Raw genomic sequence first — 26,447 nt, 5'->3', positions numbered from 1 at the left:
GAGATGATGACAATGAACCAACGAATGGACATAAACGAGCAGGCCGCAGCCTGGGTTTCGAAGCTCCTGAGCGGCAAAGCCTCAAGGGATGAGAAGCGCGCGAATGCGGTCTGGAGGGCTGAGGACCAGGCTCATGATGCCGCGCAGGCCGAGCTCGAGGTGATGCTCGCGAAGCTAGATCAGGTTGGTGAGCACATGCTCCAAGAGCAAATGGTCGCGGCACTGCATGCCGCCGTTGAAGCCAAGCGCAGCCGCCGTATGTTCGCAGGTGTTTCTTCTATTGCGGCAACGTTTGTTGCGGCTGTTGCCTTGAGTGTGGCCATGTGGTCACCCGCGCCCGACGCACAGTATTATGAGACGGCAGTTGGCGAGCGCAGGATTGTTCAACTTGAGGATGGTAGCCAGGTACAGCTCAATACTAACTCGAAGCTGAAAACTGAGTTCAGCGAGGGTGTTCGGCATGTAAGTCTTGAGCGTGGTGAAGCGTTTTTCGAAGTCGCTCACAATAAAGAGCGCCCCTTTGTTGTGAATGCAGGCAAGACGGATGTTACCGTTTTGGGTACGCAGTTTAACGTACGTTTGGGCGCCTCATCCAATTTGGTTTCTGTTCTTTCTGGCCTTGTGGCCGTGTCTCAGCATGCGCGTGACGGCCAAGCTGGTAAAGAACTGGCTCGGCTCACAGAAGGGCAGCAAGTCGAGCATATGCCATCAATGAACGACGCTGTGGTCAGCGAGTTTGATGAATCGTCGGTTTTTGCCTGGCGCACCGGTAAGGCGATGTATGAAAAGACACCGCTAGTTGAAGTGGTTGAGGATTTGAACCGTTACTTCAAATCGCCTCTCGAAATCGCCGATGACGAAATCGAAAACTTGCCCGTAACCGGCACATTCAATCTCAACGATCAGAATGTGGTGGTTGATGCACTCGAATCTGCCTTTTCATTGATGGCAGTTAAGCGTATCGATGGTGTTATTCTTTTGTACGCCAGCCAAAACGAGTAAACATCTGCATTCTCGATCTGTGGGGCGTTAATGCTGGGTGTTGAAAGCGGCGAATGGCTTTGAAGTTGAAATCTACGGTATCAGCGGGGGCGATGGCGATACTGCTATCTTCCTCTGTATTGGCGGAGGAATTTGCCGGCCTGAATACCTATGTACATTTTAACTTCGCGACCCAGCCCCTCTCTAATGCCCTGATCGAATTTACCGACCTGACTGGTCTCGCGCTCGTCTTTGATAGCCGCATTGTTGATAACAAGAGATGCCGCAACCTTGAGGGGGATTTTACGGCGAAGGTCGCGCTTGATCTTCTGCTGGACGGCACTGGCCTGCGCGCTGTGGATGTTGGCGGTGACATGCTGGCGATCGTGCCGGAGGAGATGCCCAAAGAAGTTGCGCTGGCGAGTGTGGAGGCTGACGGCGATACCTACGGCACACTCCAGTCGCTGGCAGTTGATGCCAATGCGATTGTAGACGAGCTGCTTGTTGTTGGCACGCGCACGAGCAACCCGCCGTATTTCAAGTTTAAACCAACCATGTCGCTTGAGGGCACCCGCATCCAGTTTAGCGGGAACATTAATGTTTCCGACTATCTGTTCCAGTTGCCTGCGATGCTGAGCGATGTGACGTCCGCCAACACAACACTGTTTGGCACAGTCGCGGGCCTCAATATGGCAGACCTGCGGGGTGTGGGGCCAGAACGCACCATGGTGCTGGTCAACGGACGCCGTTTTGTTCCCACTTATGGTGGCAATCAGTCGCTCTACGGCGTTGATCTGAACTCTATTCCTGCGGGGCTGGTTGAGCGAGTGGAGTTGGTGAGCGGTGGCGCAGCCACGTCTTTTGGCGGTGAAGCGGTGACAGGGGTCATCAACTTCAAGCTGAGAGATACGTTCGACGGCCTTTCCGCTGCAGTTCAAACCGGTGTCACGGGCAGAAGCGATAGGGAGGAGATTGCAGGCTCGCTTACCTACGGTACCAAGTTCGCTGAAGGCCGAGGGAGTGTCGTAGCCAATCTGGCTGTTGATTACCAATCCGGGCTTTTGATGAACTCAAGGTCTCTAACCCAGAAACCCAGCGGTTTTGCATTGAATGGCGTACAGACGTTTCTTGGCGTTCCCGGTGCCGCATTCCTTCCGGGCTTTGGGGGCAGTGGGCTTGGAGGGCAAGCCGCCATCGGGACTGTTGTTGACAGTAACGGTAAAGAGATCGAGCTCGATGGGTATTATTTTTTCGACAAACATGGCCGCAATCTCGAACTGTTTGAGGGGCGCGAGGACCAGCTCTATAACTACGCTGAACGCCAAACACTGGTAACACCACTTAACAGGGTGTTTGGTACACTGAATGCCAAGTATGAATTTTCCTCAGGCGACCGGCTGATTTTTGAGAACAGTGTTGCAACCACAAACGTCACTACTACGCTGGCACCTATTCCCGTTTACTATTCAAGTGGTTTGTTGGTCGACAAAGACACTTTGATCACCATCCCGCTCAGCAACCCTTACGTGCCGGATGCGCTGCGGGATGTGCTCGCGGGCATTCCCGACGTGGACAGTCTGATCGTCCAACGCCGTTTTGTTGAGCTTGGTCCGCGGCATACCGACATCAAGCGGCAAACTATACGATCGATGCTTGGTCTACAGGGCATGCTGGCCCCTGAGTGGTCATACGATATCTACTACCAGTTTGGGCGTAGCCAGGTGCGGGAGGTGCGGTCTGGTTTGCTTGATCTCACCAATTATCAGGCGGCCGTTGATCCTGATTTGTGTGGTTTGATCGATGCTTGCACGGTCATTAACCCGTTTGGCACGGGTGTAATAAGCCCGGAACAGAAAGAGTTTTTGACGGCGCCCGATGCTGTGCGGCGCCTGCACGCAGACCAGCATATTGTAAGTTCCGCATTTGCAGGGCCGGTGGACCTTTTCACTGAGGAGCCTGCACGTGTAAGTTTTGGCGTTGAGTATCGTTTCGAAGGGCTCGATGACAAGCCTGACAGCGGGCTTGCTAACCGTCCGGTTGCCGGGGCGTTAAGGTATCCAGGCTCTTCCGGGTCGTTCAGCGTTTTTGATGCCTATGCGGACGTTACCTTGCCTCTGCTCGCGGACATTCCGGCCATAGACGAGCTTACCTTGACAGCAGGTTGGCGGGTTTCTTCTGCCTCAACGGTGGGGTCTGTGACCAACTGGCATTTGGGCGGGTTATGGTCACCCGTGCCTGGCTTTGGCATTCGGGTTTCCTATCAGGAAGGCCGCCGTATCCCGAATATTGCCGAGCTTTTTTCAGCAGGCCCCAATACATTTGGTGGATATGCAGACCCATGCGCTGAAGGTGCGGATGTGTCCGACACCGTTAAAGAAAACTGTGCAACTACCGGCCTTCTCGGGGTGGGCGGCAAAACGAATATTTCATCGGGTTTTGTTGAACGGTTGATTTTTGGAAACCCCAATCTGGAAGAAGAGCATTCGACCAACTTCACGCTTGGTTTTGTGTATGACAGTGAAAGTGTCACGTCACCTATTGCCGGACGTTTCAGGGTAGGGGTCGATCTCTATCATATGGAAATTGATAACCTGATTGTCGCCGCTGCGGGCGACGAGATATTGAAGGCCTGTTACGAGAGTGAAGGCCTGAGCGACAGATTTTGCGGTATCAGCCCGGTTACCGGTGAGCACTACATTCGTCGCGAAAGAGATACCGGCCGATTGTATGCGATTGAGACAACATACATTAACCGGGGCCGTCAGACCCTTGAGGGTATGGACATCGATTTTCAGTACGTCACAACTTTTCAGGAAAGCGAGCTTTTCGGTTTTATCAACGAGCTTTCAGTGGTCAGCCGCTATGCCTATAACCACAAGGTGGACTGGGAAGCTTTCAAGGGCGCGGGCATCATTCATGAGCGCGGTACGGCAAGGTTCCCGAAACACCGTTTTCAGGTAGGTATGAGTGTTGGCATAGGCGACTGGGTGCTTGACTGGGACGCGCGGTACCGGAGCAGCGCTATCTCCAATCAGGCCGCGCGAGCGGCGCTTGAAGCAACGAACCCCGATGCAATTGATGCGGTGCAGATAAAGTCTGTCTGGTATCATGATCTCGCGGCCAGATATCGGATTAGTCAAAAATCGACCATCTATGGCGGTGTTCGTAACCTTCTCGATACAAAGCCAAACCCGGTTTATGGCGGGTCGGTCGGAGACACCTTCCCCGAATATTATGACGTAATCGGTCGTCGTTTTTATGTTGGTGTCGTCGTAGATTTTTAGTCTCGCCCTCGTGATATTATAAATCCATTCTGGTGCAATAATGCGTTGATGATTGCGGGCATGTGGTGCAAATTTGCGCCATGAACTGGGATGACCTCAAAATTTTTCTGGCCGTTGCGGAAGCGCCATCAATGCGTGTGGCAGCCAGGCAGCTTGGTATCAGCCATAGCACTGCGTCACGCCGCATTGATGCGCTTGAAGAAGCGTTGCACGTCAGGCTATTTGACCGCCTGCCGGACGGCTTTCGCCTTACCAAAGCAGGTGAGGAACTTATGCCTGTTGCGCTTTCAACGGACGAAAACCTGCACAGTTTTGGGCGAGCAGTGGCAGGACGAGATGACGCCCTAAGTGGCGAGGTGCGGGTCACTTTGCCTGACGCTATGCTTGCGATTGGGTGTTTTACTGATCTCTTTATGGGCTTCATGGATCAGTATCCGGATATTCGCCTCCGGATAGAAGATTCGATGCAGGTATTTGACCTTTCGAAACGCGAGGCAGATGTTGCCATTCGGTTTACGTCCGCGCCGCCCGAGCATCTGATCGGTCGCAAGCTAGGCAATGTTCATCAGGCCATCTATGGCGCACGAGAGTATCTGGAAGCGCACGACCCTCATGCCGAAGACAGTGACGCCAGATGGGTCGCATGGGGTGACCCTGTTGACTGCCCCGACTGGGTTGCACACTCCCCTTTCCCCAAGCTGAAGGTCAGAGGGCATTTCAACAATGTGCAGATACAGCTTTCAATGATCCGGAGAGGAGCTGGCATAGGTTACGTGCCATGTTTGCTGGCAGATGCGTACCCTGAGTTGGTGCGTATCAGCGAGCCAGAAGCCACGTTAGATGTCTGGTTGCTGTCGCACCGTGACATGCGGGCGGCCGCGCGTATGCGTGCATTTCGGCAGTATATTCTGGACCGGGCACCGCAGATTGAATTGGCCCTTGCGGGCCAAATACACAAGCCTTTTAGTCAAGCGACCAATTAAGAGGCAGGACAAACGACATTTCGTTTTGCCCGTTCGGCAGCGCGGGTAATGGGTTTAAGCGTTCCACGAGTTTTGGGATCGAGTTGTCGAGCACATCTTCGCCGGTTGGTTCAACAATCTCAAAGTGGCTGATGGTGCCATCTGCTGCAACTGTTAGCCTTACCTTGGCTTTGCCCTCTATCTGCTGAGCGACAGCCATTCGCGGATAAACCTGCTTTGCGGCGACTTTCTGAACAACCGCTTTTTGCCAGTCAGACATGGCGTCTGCGAATGCTTCATGTGAAACAGGTGCACTAAAAATCAAAGCTGCCACCAGCATTGAGGTTTTGATCAGTGAAGATGCAGAAAGTTTCATTTTGCCGCTCATTTTGTTGACGTGAGAGAAAAGACTACACCACTACAATAGGGCCGAGGGAAGTGACCTCATTTCGCCCATCGTGCACAGACATATGACTATGCATCTTTTGTATTAATAACATTTTAACTCGGGTTTAGAGAATATTTTGATCTGGGCACTGGCTTAGGCGGGACCTCGGCTTTAGACTTATGGTCAATTCCATCTGAAGGTCGCGCCTCTATGAAACGTATTCTGGTGCTTTATGCCCACCCAAGCCCAAGAGGCTCCTACCTGAATGCATATCTGATGCAGCGCCTCTCCACTTTGCCAAATGTGTTGGTGCGCGATCTCTATCAGCTCTACCCTAACTTCTATATCGACGCGCCGGTTGAACAGGAACATCTGGTAAACAGCGATATTGTCCTGATGCAGTTTCCTGTGCGCTGGTTCAACGTGCCGTCAATCCTCCGGGAGTGGCAAGACAGCGTGCTCACACCCGGTTTTGCGTTTGGTCAGGGTGGTACGGCGCTCAAGGGCAAGGAGTTTATGATTGCAGCCAGCACGGGCGGTGAGGTGACGTCGTATGCAGAAGCGCAGCCGCATGGCGGCCATATAGACACCTATCTCACCCCGCTCAATCAAACCGCTACATTTTGCGGCATGAAGTTGCTGCCAAGCTTCGTGGTGCATGCCGCGCGAAGCCTGAACACCAAAGAACGTGGTGCGATCGCGGATCAGTACATCGAGCGGTTGAATGCTATCGCGCGGGAGAAAGAATGATCATGGAACAAAGCTTTCTCGGCAATGCTCTTATCTATCTATGCGCCGCGGTAATTGCTGTGCCTGTTTTCAAGCGGCTTGGGCTTGGCGCAGCACTCGGTTATCTCGTAGCCGGCATGGTCATCGGCCCATGGGGGTTTGAGCTCATCAGCGACGTGGATGCGATCCTCAAGTTCTCAGAATTTGGTGTGGTGCTTTTGATGTTCCTGATCGGGCTGGAGCTGAACCCTAAGAAGCTGTGGCAACTGCGGCGACCAGCCATAGGTCTTGGTGGCATGCAGGTTGTGGGCACCACGCTGGTGCTGGCGTTGCTTGGTTTCTTGCTCGGCCTTGGTTTCACCGCTGCAATGATTATCGGTGCAGCGCTCGCGATGTCATCCACGCCCATTGCATTGCAGTCGCTTGAAGAACGAGGGTTGGCGCGTGCAGGCGTTGGCATTTCTGCGTTTGCCATCCTTCTGTTCCAGGACATCGTGGTGGTGCCACTTCTGGCGATTGTACCCTTGCTAGAGCCCGGAGCACATAGCTCACGCGGCGATGGCTGGGCTGCTGCCCTTGAGGTGTTTGCCTTTTTTGCTCTCATCGTCATTGGCGGACGTTTTGCGCTGCGCCCCATTCTCCGTTTTATCGCCTCTACGCGCCTTCGGGAGATATTCACCGCTTTCTCGCTTTTCCTGGTGGTGGGCGCGGGCTTGCTGGCTGAAGCGGTCGGTATGTCCATGGCGCTCGGCACCTTCCTGGCCGGTGTACTGCTTGCGGAGTCCGAATACCGGCATGAGCTAGAACTGAATATTGAGCCCTTCAAGGGGCTTTTGCTCGGCCTGTTTTTCATCGCGGTCGGCATGTCGGTGGATTTCTCCCTCCTCGTAGAAGAACCCGCATTGGTCCTTGGTTTGGTTGCTCTTTTGGTGGCTGTTAAGATACTGGTTTTGCTGCCGGTAGGGCGCCTGGCCGGGCACGTCAGGACAGACCGCTTGTTGCTCGGTGCACTACTTTCGCAGGGCGGCGAGTTTGCCTTTGTATTGGTTTCGGTGGCGCTTGGGGCCAGCCTTTTGGAGCCGGAACTGGCGGCCCTTCTTGTGGTTGTTGCCACTTTTTCAATGTTAACAACGCCACTGCTGCTTTATCTGTATGACCGGTTTTTCTATCAGAAGGCGGGCAAGCAGGTGCCACGCCCGAGCGATGTGGTGGCCAACCAAGGGCATGTAATCATCGCCGGTTTTGGGCGATTTGGCCAAATCATCGGACGCTTCCTTATGTCGCTCAAGATGCCATTGACGATTATCGACCATGATCCCAATCATATCGAGTTTATCCGCAAATTTGGCTACAAGGTTTTCTACGGCGACGCCACACGGCTTGATTTGCTTGAGGCTGCAGGAGCAGATAAAGCCCGTCTTTTGGTGCTCGCGATGGATGATGCGGACGCGGTTTATACCGCTGCCAAGATTGCGCGCGAACAGTTCCCCAACCTCACAATTCTTGCACGTGCGCGTAACCGCCCAAACGTGAATGATCTTCGGGAGCTGGGGGTCACGCTTGTGAAGCGGGAGACATTTGCCTCCGCCCTTGAACTTGGAGAGCTAGCGCTCAGGGAGCTTGGTTTTGGTGCGCATGAAGCACACCGGGCTGCCCATAAATTCCGCACCTATGATGAAAAGATGCTGGTGGCGTCCGCGGCGTTCCGTGGTGACGAGAAAAAGTCCATTGACTACGCCAAAAAGTCACGCGAACAGCTTGAGAGGCTGATGAGCGCAGACGAGGCAGAGCACGTCTCAGACAAAGACTGGCGTTGACAAGGTGAACGGTCACGGGCACTAAAGGGCCGAACCTAAGGCCAAAAGCCGAATAAGGAATTCCCATGCCCAAAAGTTTGTCCGTAACAGTCCTGAAGGACGGAGAGACCTTTCTTCATGGCACCTTTGACGTCTCAGACAATGACTATAAAGTTGTTCTAGGGTTGCTTGGTGAGGTGGAGATGGATCACGGGCAGGCAGCAAGCCTGATCAGCGGTTACATGCATGCGCGGGACGCTGGCCAGGTAACCGAAGAGATGGGCAAGATTGCCATGTTCGCCGTTGTCTACATGCTTGATGCTGGTGAGACCGCAATCGAGATACCATTGGAAGCCTAACGCTTCGCCTCAATTTTGTGGGGCAATATACATGCTGACCAAGGCGCTTGAGTATAGACTCCATGCCTTGCGAGGCTTGCTTTTCCTCGCCATATGGCGCAGAAGGCACGCTAATTTTCAAGCCTACCGGCCTGCGGGCGAAATCTAGGCCTAACTATTTCACTCAGTATCTGGACAAAAAGATGACCGTTTCCTTCACCCCGGCCCGTATTAAAACCGAGCTTCTCTCCGGCCTTACGGTTGCACTCGCTCTTGTGCCCGAGGCGGTTGCCTTTGCTTTTGTCGCGCATGTTCACCCGCTCGTTGGCCTCTATGCCGCATTTATCGTTGGTCTCATAACCGCTCTTTTTGGTGGCCGTCCTGGCATGGTCTCTGGCGCGACCGGCGCGCTCGCCGTGGTCATGGTCTCGCTTGTGATCAACCACGGGGTTGAGTATCTGTTTGCGACGGTCGTATTGATGGGGATTATACAGGTTTTTGCAGGCATCGCGCGGCTGGGGAAATTTATCCGCATGGTACCATACCCGGTAATGCTCGGGTTCGTGAATGGGCTTGCGATTGTTATTTTCCTGGCACAGCTCGGGCAGTTTAAGGTTGCAGGACCTGACGGTGCACCGGTTTGGCTTACGGGCGAGAAACTATACCTCATGCTGGCACTTGTTGCGGCCACAATGGCGGTGATTGTTCTTGCCGGGCGCTACCTTAAATTTATCCCGGCACCGCTTGTGGGCATTCTGGTCACCACAGCGGTTGTGACAGTGTTCAACCTTGACGTCGGCCGGGTGGGTGATTTGGCCTCCATCGCGGGTGACCTGCCAAAATTTCATATCCCCTCTGTTCCTTTCAACATGGAAACGTTGACGATTATTCTGCCGTACGCCGTGATACTGGCTGCGATCGGGTTGATCGAGTCTTTACTGACACTCAATCTGGTTGCGGAGATTACCGAGACCAAGGGCGGCGCGAGCCAGGAGTGTGCCGCGCAGGGTGCAGCCAATATCGTAACCGGATTTTTTGGTGGCATGGGCGGCTGCGCCATGATCGGCCAGAGCATGATCAACATCGAATCCGGCGGGCGTACCAGGCTTTCCTCTGGTTCTGCCGCGATGTTCCTGCTGGCGTTTATCCTGTTTGCCTCTGGCGCCATTGAGCAGATACCGCTTGCGGCGCTTGTAGGTGTGATGTTTATGGTCGTGATCAGTACGTTTGCGTGGTCCAGCTTCCGTATCATGCACAAGATACCGCGCTCAGACGCCTTTGTGCTGGTGCTTGTTTCCGCCGTGACGGTGATCAGTGATCTGGCCATCGCGGTCGTGGTGGGTGTCATCTTCTCCGCGCTCGTTTTTGCGTGGAAAGCATCGCGCAGAATATCGGCCCGCGCAGAAATTGATGAGCATGGGCGCAAGGTCTATAGCCTGAACGGACCCCTGTTTTTTGGCTCAATTGAAAGCTTTGCTGACCTGTTTGATCCCAAGACTGATCCGGGCGAGGTGATTGTCGATTTTGCGGGGTCGCGGGTGCTGGACCACTCTGGCCTGCAGGCTATTGATAGCCTAGCCGACAAGTATGAGCGGGCGGGTAAAACTCTCCAGCTCCGCCACCTGAGTGCAGATTGTAGAAAGCTGTTGAAAAAGGCCGGGTCACTCGTGCGGGCTTCTGAGGTTGAAGATCCCAGATATGGTGTGGCCGTTGACTATGGCCACACGTTTGATGACGAGAATGACGCGAAAGCTGCATCTTAAATTTTGGGGATGCCGTAGCCGATATCGATAAACTCAGGTGGCAGCAGTTCACTGCTGGCATAATCAGCAATGCCGTCATCCTCGCCGCCTGGCGCGATCTTGACAATTTCGCTGAGGCCCAGCAGTGCCCAATGCCCCTCCCGCTCATGCGCGAGCGGAAAAAAAACAGTTTGCAGAAGTTGAGTGTCTTGCCCTTTGGTCCTAAGGATGCGGGTGAGTTGCGCGCCGCAGGGTGTGGTCCAGCATGCGCTGTATATTCGCAGCATTTTTGCCCTGTTTTCGGGCGCGGTTCTTGTTTTAAGGAAGTCCTTCCCTGTGTTGTCCTGCCCGCCCAGCCTGACAACTTCCGATCCCATGAACCGTACAATCAAAGCCTCGGGAGGTTGATACTCCAGTATCCAGAGGTGCTTCATGATCGCAGCGATACAAACGGCCTTTATATCCTGCCAAATGGGAAGCGCCTCATTGGGGCGTTTGGGTAGATCTTCCCATGTTCTGTGCAGTGTTTTGCCGTGTTCTGTTAACATGAGTTTACTGCGGCTTTTGTGTAGCTACCCATGTACACCAACCAATGTTGGGCAGGTAGTTCTCTGTATGACCTAAGCATTCCTCGCCACATCCCTGTGACCCCCAAGCCAACAGTCTTGCTGAAATTGTTTAAAAAAAGATTTTCATCTGGGCACATAAGAGCTTCGGTTGGCGGCTCGCCTGAGCGGGGCTTCGGTAACCCGTTGCGGTGTGCCACTTAGCGACATTTTCAGGTTCTCGGTGGCGTCCAGATACAGTGGCATAAGCTCAACCGCCCTTTGCCACTGTTGTTTGGCGGCTGCGTGATCGTCCAGATGCCACAGGGCGACACCGAGATTGTTGTAGATATCCGCAGAGGGATCGTTGCCTACTAGGGGCGTAAGCAGTTGGGCTGCAGCCGCATATTCATGGGCTCTGAGGGCAGATGTCGCCCGAAGGTAAGCCGACAACCACGCACCCGGACGATCATAGGGCGGTATGAGCCCTTCGGTGGTGCCAAGGTCCTGTACCGCCGCATGCCATGCTTGAATGTCTCCAAGCTTATCGGCGACTTGCGCGAGCGTGAAAATCCGGTCGCCTTCCGGTAGCCCGCTACCCTCAAGGCGTTTCCGGAGGCTGGAAAAGTCGTGCTTGGCCAACGCGATTTCACAGAATTTCTGTGTGAGTTCAATATAGCGGGATGCTGTTTGAGCGGAATGTGCATAGCGGTAGCCCACACTATCCAGAAAACGAATCTTAGCGCCCGCGGCGATCGCGCGCAGAAGGAAGTCATAGTCTTCAGCGCACGGGAACGAACGGTCGTAGCCGACTGACCGGGCAAACGCGGTTTTAAAGCCGCCGGTTAGGGCAGGAATCCAGTTGCGCTCATAAGACCTCAGGATGCCGCAAGGTTCCTTTACGAACGCGGGGATCGGCAGCAGGTGCTTATCGTCGCCCGTTGCAGGGTCAAAGAGAATAGCATCGTCAAAACAAAGATCGGCATCGGCTTTCAATGCTCCGAGCATGGCTGCTGGGCGGTGCGGTAGGATTTCATCGTCTGCATCCAGCCAGATGGCGAAATCGGTTGTGAGATGATCAAGTGCTGTTTGTCGTGCGTTACCAATACCAACCGCTTGTTTTGTTTTGTGTACTTTAAGGAATTCACCACCAACTTCGTTGGCTACATTAATTGTTTCGTCATCGGAACAATCATCAATCAGAAGAATGGGCCATTCACCGGATGCACGGACTGACGCAACCGCCCTAGCAATGGTTGCTTCTGCATTCCTGGCAACAATAACGATTGTGAGCTTAGATTTCATGGCTGGTCGTGGGCCCCTCATAGCCTTTGTTTCTGCTTATCATAAGCTCCAGCCGGGGGCTAATATCATGTTGTATACAATTTTGCTTTCGGTCTTAGATGAACATGATAGGCTCCCGCCTCACAAGGGTCTTCAAAAAAAGCAACAAGGATCAGTTTATGGCACGGGGCATTGGTGGGTCAGACCAGCAAACAGAACTGGAAAAACTTCAGGATATGACAGCGGGCGCTGAGCCCATCACGCTTGATGAGTTTGAGGCGCGGGTCGCCAAAGTGCAGCAAGTCATGCAGCAGCAGGGCCTTTCCGCCGTCTATATCAATGCTGGCACCAACCTCTATTATTTTACCGGCACCCGCTGGTGGCCGAGCGAGCGCATGGTCGGCGCGCTTATTCCGCGCTCCGGTGATATCGTTTATATTGCTCCCGCTTTTGAGGTTAGCACCTTGAACGAATATATGTGCTTGCCCGGCAAGGTATATGGCTGGCAGGAACATGAAGATCCTTACACCTTGGCGGCAAGGCTGTTTGCTGATCTCGCCCCAACCGGCAAGATCGGCATTGACGAGGCCGCTCCTTTCTTTCTTGCTGAAGGCTTACGGGCGGCGGCTCCCGGCACCGAATTTGTGAATGCGGGGCCGGTGACAGCTGCGTGCCGCATGCACAAGTCCGCGTCTGAGATAGCCTTGATGCAACGCGCCAAGAATATGACGATAGAAGTTCATAAAGCGGCGGCGCGCATCCTAAAGGCCGGGATCAGTACCACTGAGGTGACGGCCTTCATTCATGAGGCACATAAAAAGGTGGGCGCGCCTGGTGGTTCGGTGTTCTGCATTGTGTTGTTTGGCGAAGCCACGGCTTATCCGCACGGCGTGAAAAACCCGCAAACCCTGAAAGATGGTGACATGGTGCTCATCGATACAGGCTGCGAGCTTCTTGGCTATAAGTCAGACATCACTCGCAGTTATGTTTTTGGTGAAGCCAGCGAGAAACAACGACAGGTTTGGGCGCATGAAAAAGAAGCGCAAGCGAGAGCTTTTGAGGCCGCTCAGATAGGCGTTCGCTGCGGAGATGTTGATAATGCCGCACGTTCTTACCTCGAGAGTGTTGGTTATGGTCCAGAGTATAACGTGCCGGGTTTGCCGCACCGCACCGGGCACGGTATCGGGCTTGATATCCATGAATGGCCCTATCTTGTGCGCTCAGATGATACACCGCTTGCGCCAGGCATGTGTTTTTCAAACGAACCCATGCTGTGCTTATACGGCGAGTTCGGCGTTCGCCTTGAGGACCATTTTTATATGACCGAGGATGGCCCCAAATGGTTTACCGAGCCAAGCCACAGTATCGATGATCCGTTTGGGGAAGCAGCCTAGAGAAACTTCCGTGGTACTTTTAGGAGCACCCACCCTCCGGCAACAGCGCAGATGTGGCAGCATGCCATACATCTGGTGTGGCCATATCTGTGCGCGAAAGTGCGGCGGCGGTGTGGCAGCTGGATAGGTAAGGTTTCGCGGCCTTCAGGCTTTTCAAGAAGGCCTCTGTTAGCTTGCTGATCTTTGGTCGCAGGTTACCTTCAAGGTCAGGAACAGGACCCGTGGGAGGTGAGTTTTTCCATGCTTTAAACTGAGCGCTTTGCACGAGCTTAGAGGCTTTCATCTGGGCCTTGACGGCCATCTCAGCCTCTCCGGCACCAAGGCCAAGCTCTACGGCTTGCATGGCAGTCGAGCGCAATATGGCTTCCTCCCTCTCAGGTGCCTCAATGGCAAGCTTGTGGGCCCATTTATAGTGCGCCACTTCGGCCATCACAGCGAGACGGGCTTCAATCGAGGATTTCAGTTCAGTGACCTCAAGCACGGTGCGCGGTTCGCTATATTCGATGCTTAAGCTGGCGGTACCATCATCAGCGATGCTCACTACATAGATATGGTCGTAAACACGCTCATCCAGTTCCTCAAACTCTTCGCCAATCAAGAGCCCAGCTAGCACTGGAGTGGTGTTGCTGTGCCCAACAACGAGGGTTTGTCCCTTGCGGCCTTTCAGCGTTTCTGCAAAATCCTCAAGCGTGCGTGGGTCATAGAGAATGAGGCTCAGGTTATGCTCATCCGCTGTCGGCATCGCGGTTGCGCGGGTGCGGCGGTAATCCGTTGAAAATATGGTATCGAGAGACTTGCCTTTGAAATAAGTCGCAAGCCAGTTCGCACGTGCCTGCCCTTCCTTTGTGAGAGCAGGATCCCGGCTTCCATCGGCGACTTTTTCAGCGTGGCGCACAAGATAGATTTTACTGTCTGCCCAAACCTTGTCACCCAAGGTAGCGGGTGCCAGCAGTAAGCACAGCAGAGTGATGATCTGGCGCATTGACTGGTGTTTCATATCCCGTTCCTTTTTCGCTGCCTATTGGCAGTTCTTCTGCATCCACGGTACAACCGTGTCCAGAAACTTGAAGCGCCCCCACGAGAAGCCGTGGTCTGCATCCAGCACTACATGTTCAAAGGGTCTTGCGCCAGCAGCTCTGGCGGCGTCCGCAAGCGGTGTTTGCGTGGCAAGTGGGACCACATTATCCTTGTCGCCTGAGACAATCATCAACGCGCGGCCGGTAAAACCAACCATCCGTGGAACGAGACTGAACGCATCGGCGTTTTGTTGGGTTTCCCGCACCAAGTCCGCGAAGGAATAGCCGTCAAGCCCGGGCACAGGAGCTTCCGCCGCTGTGCCGGATACAACGTCGCTGGTGGCGGTTTTCACAAAAGGCACCAGATCGGCAGGTGCGGCGGCCACAGTACACCGCACATCCTTGTCGGTTGAACCGGTGATGATCGCGTTGAAGCCACCGAGGCTGTGCCCAAAAAGGCTAACCCGTGTTGGGTCGATCCTAAAGTTACCGGCTGCGCCCTGTGCTCGCACATACGCAAGTGCAGCATGAGCATCCTCGATCACATGTTGGGCGCTATAGGTGCCGCCGCTACCCCACGCGCCGCGATAGTGAAAATAAAGGGTATTAAACCCGGCACGCCTCAAGGCTTGCGCGAGGTCGAGGTTCTTCTCATTTCCCGGGAAGCCATGCAGCATGACAACGGTTGGGTGTGGGCCCGGGCCGTTCGCTGTATAGAGGTGGCCTGCCATCTGATGACCAGCGCTCGGGACTGTCAGCTCAACCAGGCCGGGCGGTGCCGCCCGGTCCACTGCCACGGGATCAGAATGTACCGGGTCTTGCGCTCGGGCGGCAGCGGCGGCTGATAAGCCGATAACAAGGGCTAACAGTTTTATAAGAGAAGTAAGCGTTGGCACGAGCGTCTCCTGACAGGCGTGGGAAAATCTTGCTGTCAAATTTCGCTATGTGGCTTCGCTTGTCAATTCGCAATAAGGATAGGGTTCTGGTGTCAGGCTTTTCTGCGCTCGGCAAGGTCTGCTACCTTCAGCCCCAAAACCTCCGCGATCACACTATAGAATTTTCCAAACTCTATAGGCTTGTTGACGCAATTATTCATACCTGCTGCAAGATAGCTGGCATGTTGTTCCGGCAGAGCATTTGCAGTGAGGGCAATGATTGGGATGTTGGCGATGGGCCCGTCTGATGCCCGAATGCGCTTGGTTGCTTCAACGCCGTCAACTTCCGGCATCTGGATATCCATCAATACCAAATCCGGCAAGGGGGCTCCTTCCGTCACCATATGCTCAAGCGTGGTAACGGCTTCCGCACCGTTTGAAGCCATGATCGCGCTGTGGCCATGCCGGGTCAGAAGCTTCTGAACGATCATCTGGTTCACCATATTGTCCTCTGCCACCAGCACCTTTAATGCAGTTCGTGGTGGGGTGGCTTTGGGTGCCTCCGCCTTGGGTGGCCGTCGGTCGCGCTCGCACCGGACAAGGTTTGGCAGATGAATGGTCACAAGCGTACCTTCACCCAATGTGCTTTCAAGGGACAGTGCGCCGCCGAGATGTTCGACCAACTGGCGGCTAATAGCGAGGCCGAGGCCCGACCCCTGATACCGGCGGGACGATGAGCCATCTACCTGCACAAAGCGGTCAAATATGCGTTTTTGATCTTTAGGGTCGATACCAATGCCTGTGTCGCGCACCTCAATAATTGCGGCGGCTTTATTGAAGCGTTGGGCGGTGACCGTGATGTCAACGTCAACCTTACCGGTATCTGTAAACTTGATGGCGTTACCAATGATATTGAACAGTATCTGCTGCAGACGCGCGCGGTCGAACTCAACTGGCAGGTTCTGCTTCGAGTAGCTGTGGAAATTGAGCTGGAGGCCTTTCTCGTCAGCGGTGGGACGTAGAAGTTGCACGGTATCTGCGACCACAGGCTCCAACTCTATTGGTTCTGCATTAAACCTTACCTCGCCTTTCTGTAGCTTTGAAAAATCAAGGATATCGTTGATCACCACAAGGAGCGATTTTGCGGATTTGCGCGCGACGGCAACAAGGTCTCGTTGCTCAGTTGACAGATCACCATCGTCAAGCAAGTTCAGCATGCCAAGAACGCCGTTCATTGGAGTCCTGATTTCATGGCTCATATTTGCCAGAAAATCAGTTTTGGCCCGGTTTGCCAGAATAAGCTCCTCCGTGCGTTCTGCTACCAAGCGCTCGGTTTCAAAATGTCGGCCGGTGAGCACCAGAAATAGCACACCGAGGGTTGCCGCAGATGTCCACACCGCCAGCATGACAAGCCATGAAGTTTTGGACCGGTACGCAAAAACATAACTGTCCGTTGGTGTGACGCTTAATTGCCATGTTCGGTCTGCGGCTTTGATGTCTGCTCTATGGGTCAGGTTATCGCGCGTTTTGTCTAGGGAAGGGGACTGAAGAGGAAAACCCTCATAAAGTTGTGTTCGGTCGGCTTCAGCCTCAGGATCATCAAGCTTGATATAAAGACCCTGTGCTGATGCAGCGACCATCGCTTTCTCGACAATATGGGCGATGCGGATGACGCCTGTTGCATATCCAGAAACAACCTCGCGGTTTTTTACCGGCAGAAGGATCAGCGCGCCATAGGTGCCCTGTACAAGGGAAATGCGAGGCGTGATGACGGCACTGTCAATTTCTCTCGCTTTATTAATCGAAGCACGTCGCGCATCGTTGGACCAGATGTTGAAGCCAACCGCGCTTTTGCCGTCCACAAGAGGTTCGAGAAAATGCACATAGACATACTCGTCCGCTGGAGCCGCAGCAACCAATGCACCGTTTGACTGACGTTCTGTGATGGTGCGGTCTTCGCCATAGTCGCGAGACAATCGCGCTTCATGCCATGCCCGGTCCGTATCGGTGATATGCGGATTCCATGAAAGGCCCGAAAGCCCAGGTGCACGGTCCAGCAGTATGCGGGCGTAGCTTTGGAACTCATCAAAACGAATACCCGGCGCAAGCGCCATTACGCCACTTAGCCCGTAGACAGTGGTGACGGCGTTGGCAACTTCGTCTTGCAGAGCGCGGGCGATGGTATCCGTCTCAAAGGCCACTCGCTTTTGAAGTTCATCGTCATTCCATTTGCGCGAGTGATAGACAAAAATGGTGAGCATCAGCAGCACAAGCAAGAGGCCCGCTGTGACGGCGACACGCCGAAGCACCCAGGCGTTGTCCCGTGGTAAACCCCAGGCGATGATGAGCGGTGTGATGAGGATGACCCCATTGGTGTCCCCAATCCACCAGGTGCCCCAGGTATTGAAGATATCCGCAGCCGGTATCACCCCAAAACCGTAAAGGCTTGCCGCGCCGACTGTGGCAGCAACCAGACAGGCGAGTGGGCCAGCGATCAGATAGAACTGAACGATCTTTCCAATCTGGGTTAGTGGGTTTGGGTAAGATTTGAAGCGCTGCAACAGATAAGCGGCAAGAAGCGGCTGTGCGGTGTTCCCCAGCGCGATAAAATAGTTTTGCGGTTGTGTGGTGAGGATATCGATCAACGTCATGCTTTCGATGCTGAAAGAGACATTGGTAGCAAACGCGCCCAACGCGATGGCGGGCCAGATCCGGTAGCCGAGGAGGAGTATGGCGCCGAGCGCGATACCGGACGGTGGCCAGATCAGGGTCGAATATTCATTGTCGGTTGCAAGAAAAAGACCCAATTTTCCTGTCGCAAAATACAGCAACGCCACAAGAAAAACCTGCAGCAAAAAATACTTTGGCGGTTTGGGCTTAAGCGCCGCAGATAGGGGTTGGGATGTCACCTGAGTTCGAGCCTTCCGTTTGCGAAGGCATTTTGGCGGAGGAAACGTTAAAGATCGGTTGAGAGAATAACTATTTTGGTTGTCTTTTTGCCTGCCATGTGAGCATGCCATGCGCCGCCTGACGCCCTTGGGCGAAACAGGCTGTCAGCAGATAGCCGCCGGTGGGAGCATCCCAGTCGATCATCTCACCAGCACAGAAGTGCCCGGGCATTGCTCGCAGCATCAAATTCTCATCAAGGGCTTCAAACTTTACACCGCCTGCGGAGCTGATCGCCTCCTCAATGGGGCGTGGCCGCTTAATGGGAAGGGGGCAGGCTTTGATGAGTGCCGCCAAAACATCGGCTGGCTGCGTGTGGAGGTCGGGACAGGCTTCCCTAAGCAGCGCGGCTTTCGCACCTGTAAGGCTGGTTGTTTTCTTGAGGAAGGTCGCGAATGATTTTTTACCGCGAGGTTGCGAAAGGGCGCTACTGAGCCGTTCTAGTGAGCGATCAGGAGTGAGATCCAGTGTCAGGCTGAACGCGTGGGCCGAGTTTATCGCCTCACGCATTTGGGCAGACAGCGCGTAGATGGCGCTTCCCTCCACGCCTGTTTGCGTGACAACAAAATCACCCTGTACGATCTGATCGCCGAGGCATAATTTCACATTCTTAACAGGCTCACCGGCGAAGCGTTCCGTAAAGAAGGAACTCCAGCCACAGTCGAAGCCGCAATTGGACGGCTGAAAGCCTGCGAGATCCACGCCCGCATGCTTAAAGGCGTTTTGCCAATCGCCGTTGGCGCCCAATTTAGGCCAGCTTGCGCCGCCAAGTGCATAAAGCACTGTAGATGCGGCGACGGTTTTTTCCCCCTCCGGTGTCGTGAATGTCAAATCACCATTTTTGCCAAGCGAGACCAAGCGGTGACGGGCGTGAAGGTGCGCGCCGCCTGCTTCCAGACGTTTGAGCCAGCTGCGCAGTAGTGGCGAGGCCTTGAACGCTGTTGGGAAAATACGCCCTGAGCTGCCGGTGAAGGTCTCAATGCCCAAGCCGTTGGCCCAGGTTTTTACATCATCCGGTGAGAAAGCCCTGATCGCCGTTTCAAGATTGCCTTTAGCTGTACCATACCGGGTGAGAAAGGTGTCAATCGGCTCGCTGTGGGCAATGTTGAGGCCGGATTTGCCCGCCATAAGGAACTTGCGCGCGGGCGTTGGCATCGCTTCAAAAACATGGGGTTTATGGCCTGCTGCACACAACACTTCAGCCGCCATCAAGCCCGCAGGGCCAGCGCCGATTATGGCAAAATCTACTACATCGGTTGGGTCTGGCATGCGGGTTTCACGATCGAGAAGGTTGATAAGCGCGCACCATAGCCCTTTGGCGCAGGCACGGCAAGTTTCGCCAGCATTGGTCTTTTGAGGGTAGTTTTTGCAGGGCTGAAGGCGCCTGTTTAGAGGCGCCGTTCCAATTTCTCTTTATGATATAGTTTATTAACGCTTGGCATATAGTATGCATAGTGGCATTCATTATGGGTGCTTCAGACATTCTTGAGGTACGGCAAGATGTTGCCGAAATGTCTGGAACTGGGAGATGAATGTGACGCATGCGTCGATCATTATTGAGTGTGGTAAAAAGTCTGGCCTGGGAAGGGTCCGCCGGACCTTAACCCTTGCGCGCGCTTTTGTGGCTCAAGGCGTTGTATGCGATGTTTTTGTCACCAGCGATGAAGGTAGCGACCTGGTAAGTGCTATGGGCTTTACCGCGCGTCCGATCGCTGAACTGGGTGCTTCCCACGATCTTCTTATCATGGATACCTGCAGTTTTTCCGCAGCGGAGGTGAGCGCCATCTGCGCAACCGCGCGCGTCAGCTGCGTGATTGACGATTTGGCTGAACGCCCCATTACTTGTGATTTTGTCATCAACCCCAACCTTTATGCACTTGAGCTTGATTACTCGGCCTATAAGGCGCAGGAGATATTTCGCGGACCGTCTTATGCGCTTGTGGATGACGTGTTTTTTGAGCGCGCACAGCCCCGCGACGCGCGATGCGGCTATGTAGTGAGCTTTGGCGGTACGGATGATGGCAGCCTGGCTGCGCCGGTTGCCGCAGGATTGGCCGCACAAACGGATGAGCCCATTTACGTGCCCATTCCGGCATACCAAGAACCCTGTGCCGCCCTTCTGGCGCTTGAGGGTGACAAGGTACAGATTTTACGTGCGCCAGATATGGCCGCACTGCTCGGTGGCGCCCGCACCTATGTGGGAGCTGCAGGGGCTACTGTGCTTGAGGCATTGGCGGCCGGGTGCCAGGTATGTGCAGCAGCCACCCAATCAGATCAACACCGGAATGTCGGTTTCCTGCCTTCAATGGGTGTAGCGGCTCTGGATACCTTTGATGCGTTGAAGATATCAAAGCTTGCGGTAAGCCAAAGCACTGAAGGGCTTCAGTCGGCCTCGGTGTCTCAAGGCGCGGCCATGTCTATTGCTCGGCATGTTGGTGCTTCCCCCGCCTGAACAGAAGCATATTCAACCTTGCATAAGGTAGCGATTCCAACGAATTATAGATTTGAATTCGGTGGTTGCGAAAGACGTTCATATGTTCAACAGAACCTTTGAGATAGCGGGGCGGGAGATCGGCGGCATGGCACCGCCGCTTGTTATCGCAGAACTATCCGGCAATCACGGCGGCTCGCTTGATCAGGCGCTCAAACTAATCTCGGCCTGTAAGGACGCCGGCGCAGAGGCCGTTAAATTTCAGACCTACACCCCAGATACAATTACGCTGAACAGCACTGCGCCCGCTTTTCGTGTGGATGAGGCTGGCCTTTGGGCAGGGCGAACGCTCTATGACCTTTATGAAGAAGCTCATACGCCGTTTGAGTGGCACGAAACACTTTTTGACCATGCGCGTGCGCTCGGGCTTATTGCTTTCAGCGCTCCGTTCGATGAAACGGCGGTTGATCTGCTCGAAAGCCTTGATACGCCAGCCTATAAAATTGCTTCGTGCGAGCTTGTAGATGTTGGCCTAATCCGCCGCGTCGCGCAAACAGGAAAGCCGGTCTTTATCTCCACAGGCGCATCAGGTGATGCAGAGCTTGACGAAGCTGTTCAGGTGTTGGTTGAGGGCGGGGTGCGGGACCTCTCCATCCTACACTGTGTAAGCGCGTATCCAACCCCTCTATCTGAAACGCACTTGGGGTCTCTTGCGCACTTGAGGAGCAAATACGATATTCCGATAGGCTTCTCTGACCATTCCGAGGGCTTGGCCGCGCCGCTTGCGGCTGTGGCGCTAGGCGCGAATGTTATTGAGAAACACGTTTGCCTTTCTCGTGCCGATGGCGCGGTTGACAGTGCTTTTTCACTGGAACCGCATGAGCTTGGTTCTTTGGTCAGACAGTGCCGTGACCTTCACAAGGCGAGCCATGATCACAAGATAGCCCCGTTGAGCATCGAAGAAGAAAGTTTGCGCTTTAAACGCTCCCTTTATATCGTAGAAAATGTCCGCAAAGGTGAGCCGCTGACACGCGAAAACATTCGCAGCATTCGGCCTGCCGGTGGGCTGCATCCGCGACATCTGGATGAAGTTCTCGGGCGAAGCGTACTAGAAGATGCACCGGCGGGCACGCCATTGACATGGGAAATGTTGGCCTGATGAAAAAGCAGGGTGTTATCAACTGTCTGATTACCAGTGCATCCGCAAAGGTGCTGCTGGTGGAGGCTTTCAAGGCCGTGTTGCATCCTTTAGGCGCGCGGGTCATTGCAAGCGATATGGACCGGGACTGTTGCGCGGGGCATTTTGCCGATGGCTTTGAATGGCTGCCGAAAGACGATGCGCCAGATTATGAAAGCCGCCTGTTAGACATTTGTGAGCGGCACCAGATTGCACTTTTAATTCCGACACGAGACGGCGAGTTGCAGCGTCTTGCGAGCTTGAAACCGACGCTTGAAGCAATGGGCGTGACGGTACCACTACCGGACGCAGCCGTTCTTGCCGCCTGTCAGGACAAAAAAAACTTTCAGGCTTACTGCGTTGAAAAAGGTTTTCCGGTGCTGCCGCTTGCGGATGTGCATAAGGAAAATGCGTTCCCGATTTTCATGCGTCACCGGGACGGTACGTTCACGGGCGGCGGTGTTCTGGTTGAAAGTCTGTCTGCTTTCGAGCGGCTGAAGGTCGATATCAATGATTATGTGGTGCAGCCTTATGTGCAGGACAGAGAGATTAGTTGCGACCTTCTCCTCGATTTTGAAGGTAAGCCGATGCAAGCGGTTGCGCGGGAGCGACTTAAACTCGTGAACGGTGAGAGTTGGCGCTCTCGTATCGTATCGCTGCCAGACGCAGAGAAGCTTGCGCTGACCCTTGCGCAGGATCTGGGGCTCAGAGGGCACAATCTGGTACAGATGTTTTATAGCGACACGGAAGGCCCGCGCCTTATTGAAGTCAATGCGCGTTTTGGCGGTTGTTCCAACCTCAGCATTCAGGGTGGGCTTTCGTCACCTGAACGCATCGTTCAGCTCATGCAAGGTGCGGAGGCAGAAGCCCGCCTCGCGCGCCCCATAAGAATTGGCTTAACGTCCCTGCGCTATGCAACCGACCGCCTTGTAATGCCCAGCGGATAGAGGGTGGTTTGTGATCACTAGGAAACTCAACTGCATATGTGTGATCCAGGCGCGCCGCACATCTTCCCGGTTGCCGGACAAGGTGCTTATGCCGCTTGGTGGGGTGCCCGTGCTGCGCCGGGTTATTGAGCGGTGCCAAAAGATAGCGGGCGTTGACAAGGTGATCGTCGCGATCCCTGTCGGGGACTATAATAAGCCCCTCGCCGATCTTGCGACAGAGTGCGGCGCAGGCGTTGTTAGTGGCAGCGAACAGGATGTACTTTCCCGTTATGTCGCCGCGCTTGAGGCTTTCCCCGCAGACTATATCATGCGGGTAACATCTGATTGTCCGCTGCTCGACCCGGAGGTGTGTCAGGGCTTACTTGATGGCGTAAAAGAACGGAACGTAGACTATGGTGCAGCTGCGTGGTGGCCGCATGGCCTCGACTGTGAAGTGATGACCGCACATATGCTGGAGGCAGCAGGTACAAATGCGAGCCATGAACTTGACCGAGAGCATGTAACGCTTTGGATCAAAAGGCAGAAAAACCTGAGCCAATATATCCATAAGCCTGACTTTGACTATCACAAGGGTAATCGCTGGGTGCTGGATTACCCCGAAGACTATGAGTTCCTGAATGCTCTATTTTGTTTAACGGGTGAAGTGGAGACAACTTCCTGGAGGAAGGTTCTCGCAATTATAGAGAAAAATGGTGAACTGCGCGAAATCAACGGCCATCTTGCACCAATATGGCATGAAAAAAATAAGCAAATTTATAGTAACGCTTCGAATGGTGCACCAGGTAGAACAAATAAACTTTGAGATAGAGCGGTAAAGTGAAGTCAGAATCGGAAACTAAAGCTACCGACGAGATCCGAGAGTACGGTTATGATGCATTATACCCATCGCCCGTACCGGTTGATCAATTGAAGCGAGAGGCCAAGCCCTATATCTGTAAATCAGCGTCAATGGAACATCCGCCACAGATTTCAGAAATTCTCGCCGATGCGAAGGCCAAAGGGTATTGGGTCGACAGCTTCTCGGTAGACGCAGATTACTTCAATTTTCACATATTTGATTATATGCGGAATAATGGATTTGTGGAGTTTGATGAGGAACTGGGGATACCCACAAACAAATATGGTTGGTCTAACGAACGACAAGCCTACCCCGTTACCATTGGGTTGATCGCGATAAACCAAATTAGTAAGTACAATCATACAGGCGATAAAGATTGTTTTGAGCGATATAAGCGAATTGTGTCGTGGCTTGTCAAAACGCAGAATGCCGATTCCGGGGCGTGGGCAGTGCCCTTTGCATATGATTTCTTTCCTGGACGAACAGGTGGTGCGCTGACAGAAAACTGGACTTCTGCTTTGGCGCAGGGCCTTTGCATCTCTGCGCTCTGCCGAGCGCCTGAGGAAATGCGGAGCCCGGAACTGGAGATGGTCGTGGGAAAAGCACTGCTTCCTTTCAGTCGATTAGTTTCAAATGGGGGTGTCGTTACCCAGTTTTTAGGTCAGCACCCGTTCTACGAAGAATATCCAACCTCTCGTCCCTCTCTGGTGCTGAATGGGTTTATGTACTCCTTGCTGGGGCTTCATGATGCGTGGGAGAGGTATGGTTTCGAGGATGCACTGCGACTTTTTGATGATGGTATCAAGACTTTGGCAAGAGCTTTGCCCTTCTATGATCTGGGTGACCGGAGCTCTTATGATTTGACACACTTGCAGGTTGGCAACGAGCATTTACCTCCAAATCCCGCGCGCCTTGGCTATCATGATGTTCACGTGCGTGTTCTATCAGCGTTCGAGGCGTTGCGGCCCGGTACTTTTGAGGCATGCTTAGTGCGTTGGACGTTGTATAGATATGGTGTTTTCTGCGCGAATAACTGATTTGTGTATCTGACATCCGAGGTGGGGGTATATTGGGAAGTTTTTCAAAACAGGTAGAGAGAGCTGCCATTTCAAAGGCAGACAAGGCCACGAGGCTGGCCGATGTGGACCTTGCTGTGCGTGAGATAAACGCGGCTTGGGCAATGTGTCCGTCCAGTATTAATGTTTTGACTGTCGCGACATATGGTTTGGCTGAGCTCGGGCGTAGGACCGAAGCAATTGAGCTTCTGATGGAGGCCCTTAAGGTTCACAAACCGACAGAGGCAATACTAACATTGATAGTTAAGATCGCGATGGATCTTGAGTTGCCAGATATCGCCAAGAAGGTGTTAGAATTAATAATCAATCTAAACCCATCTGAGCCCGATCACTATATTGCCTACGCGCAATGTCTTCACCGGTTGGGCGAGTCTGATGAGGCGATAGGGCTTATGCAGGCCACGTTGCCCCAATTCCCTCAAAGTGCTGGTTTATGGAACGTGCTGGGCGTTATAACTCTTCAGCATCTCAACAATGTTCCTTCTGCCAGAGCTTTTTTTAATGAAGCTCTGAAATATGACCCCGACCATGTACAAGCACTGGCCAACCTAGCTGAAGTGAATCTCAATAAGGGGGGGGGGTTAGGCAAATACGAACAAGCCTTAGCGGCAGACCCAGAAAACCCAGAGCTAAAGCTTGGCCTGGCGATGGCACTACTGCAGCAACAGGAATTTGAACGCGCGTGGGACCTCTATGAAGCGCGTTTTTCTGAGAAACGTGGTTCGAGCAAATCCTTAACCTATAGCCATCAGTTTCAATATTGGCACGGTGAAAACCTCGAACGAAGAACACTATTCTTGGCAGCCGAACAAGGGCTTGGGGATGAAGTTTTCTTTGCGATTTTTTTTGAACGCGTTCGAGAGATGGTCGGTCAATTGGTGATCGGTTGTGATCCCCGACTTAAAAGCATTTATGAACGTAGTTTTCCTGGGGTCAAGATTGTTCCCTACGTGGATACCGTGCGTCTTGGGGTGAGAACCAGAAGCTTTCCTGAGATTGAGCCTCTGGGGCCAGGCATGGCGGGGTTGAAAGTGGATAAAGCACTTCCGATTGGGTCTCTTCCCCGTGTTTTTTGGCAATCACTGGACAAGATCAGTACGTTCCAAGGCGGCTATTTAAAAGCGGATCCGGAACGACAGCAAAAGATGGCAGAGCAGCTGGCTCGGAACAGTAAGTTACCTCGTATTGGGCTTTCCTGGCGAAGCGGAAATCTCCGTGAAGGCCGCGAGCATGGCTATATTGGCTTGGAAATGGCAAAAGTTATCGCGGCCATCCCTGGCATACAGATTGTGAATTTGCAGTATGAGGCGGATGACAATGAGTTGGAAATACTGTCGTCTATCGCCGGAGATCGATTTATCAACATGGATAAGTTGGACCTGAAGCAGGATATAGAGGCAAATCTTGCGATTATGGCGAATCTCGATCTTGTTATTGGCTCATCCACGGCTACACAATCCTTGGCGATGGCCCAAGGCGTAGAAACCTGGTGTGTACATAGAGGTACGCCATGGTGGGTTTTTGGTCTGGGAAAAGATGTAAGGCTGCCCTTCGCAAAGAATTATCGCTTTCTCTACATTAATTATGCGAAAAATTACCGTGCTGAATCTGAGCGGCAAATAGTGGACGAGATAGAGAAATGGTTGTCCGATAGACGGTGAGCGTCAGGCTACGCAGGATGACAAGAATAACAAAGAA

The 26,447-nt window shown here is 53.5% G+C and carries 21 protein-coding genes; 14 read left to right on the top strand and 7 right to left on the bottom strand.

All coding sequences use genetic code 11. The annotated features are described in order from the left end of the window. The first annotated feature begins 12 nt into the window (after positions 1–12). The 3 genes from ACN0XZ_RS14570 (at position 13) to ACN0XZ_RS14560 (ending at position 5,248) form a co-directional block, all read left to right on the top strand. Complete coding sequence (locus ACN0XZ_RS14570; protein ID WP_417458517.1) at positions 13–1,002, top strand: FecR family protein; 990 nt, start codon at positions 13–15, stop codon at positions 1,000–1,002. A 53-nt stretch (positions 1,003–1,055) separates the two neighbouring features. Next, positions 1,056–4,265 carry a TonB-dependent receptor domain-containing protein gene (locus ACN0XZ_RS14565; protein WP_417458516.1) on the top strand — a complete coding sequence of 1,070 codons (3,210 nt, stop codon included), beginning with the start codon at positions 1,056–1,058 and terminating at the stop codon, positions 4,263–4,265. Between the two features lie 80 nt (positions 4,266–4,345). Further along, positions 4,346–5,248: a LysR family transcriptional regulator gene (locus ACN0XZ_RS14560; RefSeq protein ID WP_417458515.1), complete on the top strand. Its 903-nt coding sequence runs from the start codon at positions 4,346–4,348 to the stop codon at positions 5,246–5,248. Here the strand turns inward: ACN0XZ_RS14560 and ACN0XZ_RS14555 are convergent. After that, the gene (locus ACN0XZ_RS14555) at positions 5,229–5,603 is read right to left on the bottom strand and encodes an energy transducer TonB (RefSeq protein WP_417458514.1); all 375 of its coding nucleotides are present in this window, start codon (positions 5,601–5,603) and stop codon (positions 5,229–5,231) included. The two genes, ACN0XZ_RS14560 and ACN0XZ_RS14555, sit on opposite strands and share 20 nt — an antisense overlap. A gap of 222 nt (positions 5,604–5,825) precedes the next feature. Here ACN0XZ_RS14555 and ACN0XZ_RS14550 point away from each other — a divergent pair, with 222 nt between their 5' ends. The 4 genes from ACN0XZ_RS14550 (at position 5,826) to ACN0XZ_RS14535 (ending at position 10,241) form a co-directional block, all read left to right on the top strand. Then, complete coding sequence (locus ACN0XZ_RS14550; protein ID WP_417458513.1) at positions 5,826–6,365, top strand: NAD(P)H-dependent oxidoreductase; 540 nt, start codon at positions 5,826–5,828, stop codon at positions 6,363–6,365. Beyond that, positions 6,362–8,161 carry a monovalent cation:proton antiporter-2 (CPA2) family protein gene (locus ACN0XZ_RS14545; RefSeq protein ID WP_417458512.1) on the top strand — a complete coding sequence of 600 codons (1,800 nt, stop codon included), beginning with the start codon at positions 6,362–6,364 and terminating at the stop codon, positions 8,159–8,161. Before ACN0XZ_RS14550 ends, ACN0XZ_RS14545 begins: the two co-directional genes overlap by 4 nt. A gap of 65 nt (positions 8,162–8,226) precedes the next feature. Then, positions 8,227–8,499 carry a hypothetical protein gene (locus tag ACN0XZ_RS14540; protein ID WP_417458511.1) on the top strand — a complete coding sequence of 91 codons (273 nt, stop codon included), beginning with the start codon at positions 8,227–8,229 and terminating at the stop codon, positions 8,497–8,499. 182 nt (positions 8,500–8,681) lie between these two features. Next, entirely contained in the window at positions 8,682–10,241 is a 1,560-nt protein-coding gene (locus tag ACN0XZ_RS14535) for a SulP family inorganic anion transporter (RefSeq protein ID WP_417458510.1), read from the top strand. Here the strand turns inward: ACN0XZ_RS14535 and ACN0XZ_RS14530 are convergent. Together ACN0XZ_RS14530 and ACN0XZ_RS14525 are read right to left on the bottom strand one after the other, a co-directional pair. Then, positions 10,238–10,768 carry a PAS domain-containing protein gene (locus ACN0XZ_RS14530; RefSeq protein WP_417458509.1) on the bottom strand — a complete coding sequence of 177 codons (531 nt, stop codon included), beginning with the start codon at positions 10,766–10,768 and terminating at the stop codon, positions 10,238–10,240. The genes ACN0XZ_RS14535 and ACN0XZ_RS14530 overlap by 4 nt on opposite strands. Positions 10,769–10,912: 144 nt before the next feature. Next, the gene (locus ACN0XZ_RS14525; RefSeq protein WP_417458508.1) at positions 10,913–12,070 is read right to left on the bottom strand and encodes a glycosyltransferase; all 1,158 of its coding nucleotides are present in this window, start codon (positions 12,068–12,070) and stop codon (positions 10,913–10,915) included. Positions 12,071–12,228: 158 nt separating this feature from the next. On the opposite strand from ACN0XZ_RS14525, the gene ACN0XZ_RS14520 reads away from it, so the two are divergent. After that, complete coding sequence (locus ACN0XZ_RS14520) at positions 12,229–13,443, top strand: M24 family metallopeptidase (protein ID WP_417458507.1); 1,215 nt, start codon at positions 12,229–12,231, stop codon at positions 13,441–13,443. 19 nt (positions 13,444–13,462) lie between these two features. Here the strand turns inward: ACN0XZ_RS14520 and aroQ are convergent, their stop codons facing one another. The 4 genes from aroQ to ACN0XZ_RS14500 form a co-directional block, all read right to left on the bottom strand. Further along, positions 13,463–14,440 (bottom strand): gamma subclass chorismate mutase AroQ, encoded by a 978-nt coding sequence (gene aroQ, locus ACN0XZ_RS14515; protein ID WP_417458506.1) that lies wholly within the window; start codon positions 14,438–14,440, stop codon positions 13,463–13,465. A 21-nt stretch (positions 14,441–14,461) separates the two neighbouring features. Continuing rightward, a complete protein-coding gene (locus tag ACN0XZ_RS14510; RefSeq protein WP_417458505.1) occupies positions 14,462–15,355 on the bottom strand; it encodes an alpha/beta hydrolase family protein in 894 nt (297 codons plus the stop codon). Positions 15,356–15,447: 92 nt separating this feature from the next. Beyond that, positions 15,448–18,243, bottom strand: coding sequence for an ATP-binding protein (locus ACN0XZ_RS14505; protein WP_417458504.1), 2,796 nt, complete (start codon positions 18,241–18,243; stop codon positions 15,448–15,450). A gap of 70 nt (positions 18,244–18,313) precedes the next feature. Further along, positions 18,314–19,549, bottom strand: a complete 1,236-nt coding sequence (locus ACN0XZ_RS14500; RefSeq protein ID WP_417458503.1) for a TIGR03862 family flavoprotein — start codon at positions 19,547–19,549, stop codon at positions 18,314–18,316. A 265-nt stretch (positions 19,550–19,814) separates the two neighbouring features. On the opposite strand from ACN0XZ_RS14500, the gene ACN0XZ_RS14495 reads away from it, so the two are divergent. The 6 genes from ACN0XZ_RS14495 to ACN0XZ_RS14470 all read left to right on the top strand — a co-directional run bounded on the left by ACN0XZ_RS14495 (position 19,815) and on the right by ACN0XZ_RS14470 (position 26,410). After that, the gene (locus tag ACN0XZ_RS14495) at positions 19,815–20,732 is read left to right on the top strand and encodes a hypothetical protein (RefSeq protein ID WP_417458502.1); all 918 of its coding nucleotides are present in this window, start codon (positions 19,815–19,817) and stop codon (positions 20,730–20,732) included. 82 nt (positions 20,733–20,814) lie between these two features. Beyond that, positions 20,815–21,870 (top strand): pseudaminic acid synthase, encoded by a 1,056-nt coding sequence (gene pseI / locus ACN0XZ_RS14490; protein WP_417458501.1) that lies wholly within the window; start codon positions 20,815–20,817, stop codon positions 21,868–21,870. After that, complete coding sequence (locus tag ACN0XZ_RS14485; protein WP_417458500.1) at positions 21,870–22,835, top strand: ATP-grasp domain-containing protein; 966 nt, start codon at positions 21,870–21,872, stop codon at positions 22,833–22,835. The genes pseI and ACN0XZ_RS14485 overlap by 1 nt, the downstream gene beginning before the upstream one ends. Before the next feature lie 10 nt (positions 22,836–22,845). Next, a complete protein-coding gene (locus ACN0XZ_RS14480; RefSeq protein ID WP_417458499.1) occupies positions 22,846–23,637 on the top strand; it encodes a cytidylyltransferase domain-containing protein in 792 nt (263 codons plus the stop codon). A 14-nt stretch (positions 23,638–23,651) separates the two neighbouring features. Next, on the top strand, positions 23,652–24,710 hold the full coding sequence (locus tag ACN0XZ_RS14475; RefSeq protein WP_417458498.1) for a D-glucuronyl C5-epimerase family protein: 1,059 nt from the start codon (positions 23,652–23,654) through the stop codon (positions 24,708–24,710). Positions 24,711–24,742: 32 nt separating this feature from the next. Beyond that, complete coding sequence (locus tag ACN0XZ_RS14470; RefSeq protein WP_417458497.1) at positions 24,743–26,410, top strand: tetratricopeptide repeat protein; 1,668 nt, start codon at positions 24,743–24,745, stop codon at positions 26,408–26,410. The last annotated feature ends 37 nt before the right edge of the window (positions 26,411–26,447 follow it).

Origin of the sequence: Kordiimonas sp. (assembly GCF_048264555.1) — a bacterium.
In the GTDB taxonomy this organism is placed as follows: Bacteria; Pseudomonadota; Alphaproteobacteria; order Sphingomonadales; family Kordiimonadaceae; genus Kordiimonas.
Note: the sequence above shows the minus strand (reverse complement) of the source record. Positions and strands in the feature narration are given on the sequence as shown.

What these genes read in the sequence shown, in the direction of transcription:
- ACN0XZ_RS14565 (WP_417458516.1), top strand. Translation starts at nt 1,056, where the DNA reads ATGGCTTTGAAGTTGAAATCTACGGTATCAGCGGGGGCGATGGCGATA.
- ACN0XZ_RS14570 (WP_417458517.1), top strand. Translation starts at nt 13, where the DNA reads ATGAACCAACGAATGGACATAAACGAGCAGGCCGCAGCCTGGGTTTCG.
- ACN0XZ_RS14535 (WP_417458510.1), top strand. Translation starts at nt 8,682, where the DNA reads ATGACCGTTTCCTTCACCCCGGCCCGTATTAAAACCGAGCTTCTCTCC.
- ACN0XZ_RS14485 (WP_417458500.1), top strand. Translation starts at nt 21,870, where the DNA reads ATGAAAAAGCAGGGTGTTATCAACTGTCTGATTACCAGTGCATCCGCA.
- ACN0XZ_RS14530 (WP_417458509.1), bottom strand. Translation starts at nt 10,768, where the DNA reads ATGTTAACAGAACACGGCAAAACACTGCACAGAACATGGGAAGATCTA.
- pseI (WP_417458501.1), top strand. Translation starts at nt 20,815, where the DNA reads ATGTTCAACAGAACCTTTGAGATAGCGGGGCGGGAGATCGGCGGCATG.
- ACN0XZ_RS14525 (WP_417458508.1), bottom strand. Translation starts at nt 12,070, where the DNA reads ATGAAATCTAAGCTCACAATCGTTATTGTTGCCAGGAATGCAGAAGCA.
- ACN0XZ_RS14500 (WP_417458503.1), bottom strand. Translation starts at nt 19,549, where the DNA reads ATGCCAGACCCAACCGATGTAGTAGATTTTGCCATAATCGGCGCTGGC.
- aroQ (WP_417458506.1), bottom strand. Translation starts at nt 14,440, where the DNA reads ATGAAACACCAGTCAATGCGCCAGATCATCACTCTGCTGTGCTTACTG.
- ACN0XZ_RS14520 (WP_417458507.1), top strand. Translation starts at nt 12,229, where the DNA reads ATGGCACGGGGCATTGGTGGGTCAGACCAGCAAACAGAACTGGAAAAA.
- ACN0XZ_RS14555 (WP_417458514.1), bottom strand. Translation starts at nt 5,603, where the DNA reads ATGAAACTTTCTGCATCTTCACTGATCAAAACCTCAATGCTGGTGGCA.
- ACN0XZ_RS14560 (WP_417458515.1), top strand. Translation starts at nt 4,346, where the DNA reads ATGAACTGGGATGACCTCAAAATTTTTCTGGCCGTTGCGGAAGCGCCA.
- ACN0XZ_RS14545 (WP_417458512.1), top strand. Translation starts at nt 6,362, where the DNA reads ATGATCATGGAACAAAGCTTTCTCGGCAATGCTCTTATCTATCTATGC.
- ACN0XZ_RS14540 (WP_417458511.1), top strand. Translation starts at nt 8,227, where the DNA reads ATGCCCAAAAGTTTGTCCGTAACAGTCCTGAAGGACGGAGAGACCTTT.
- ACN0XZ_RS14550 (WP_417458513.1), top strand. Translation starts at nt 5,826, where the DNA reads ATGAAACGTATTCTGGTGCTTTATGCCCACCCAAGCCCAAGAGGCTCC.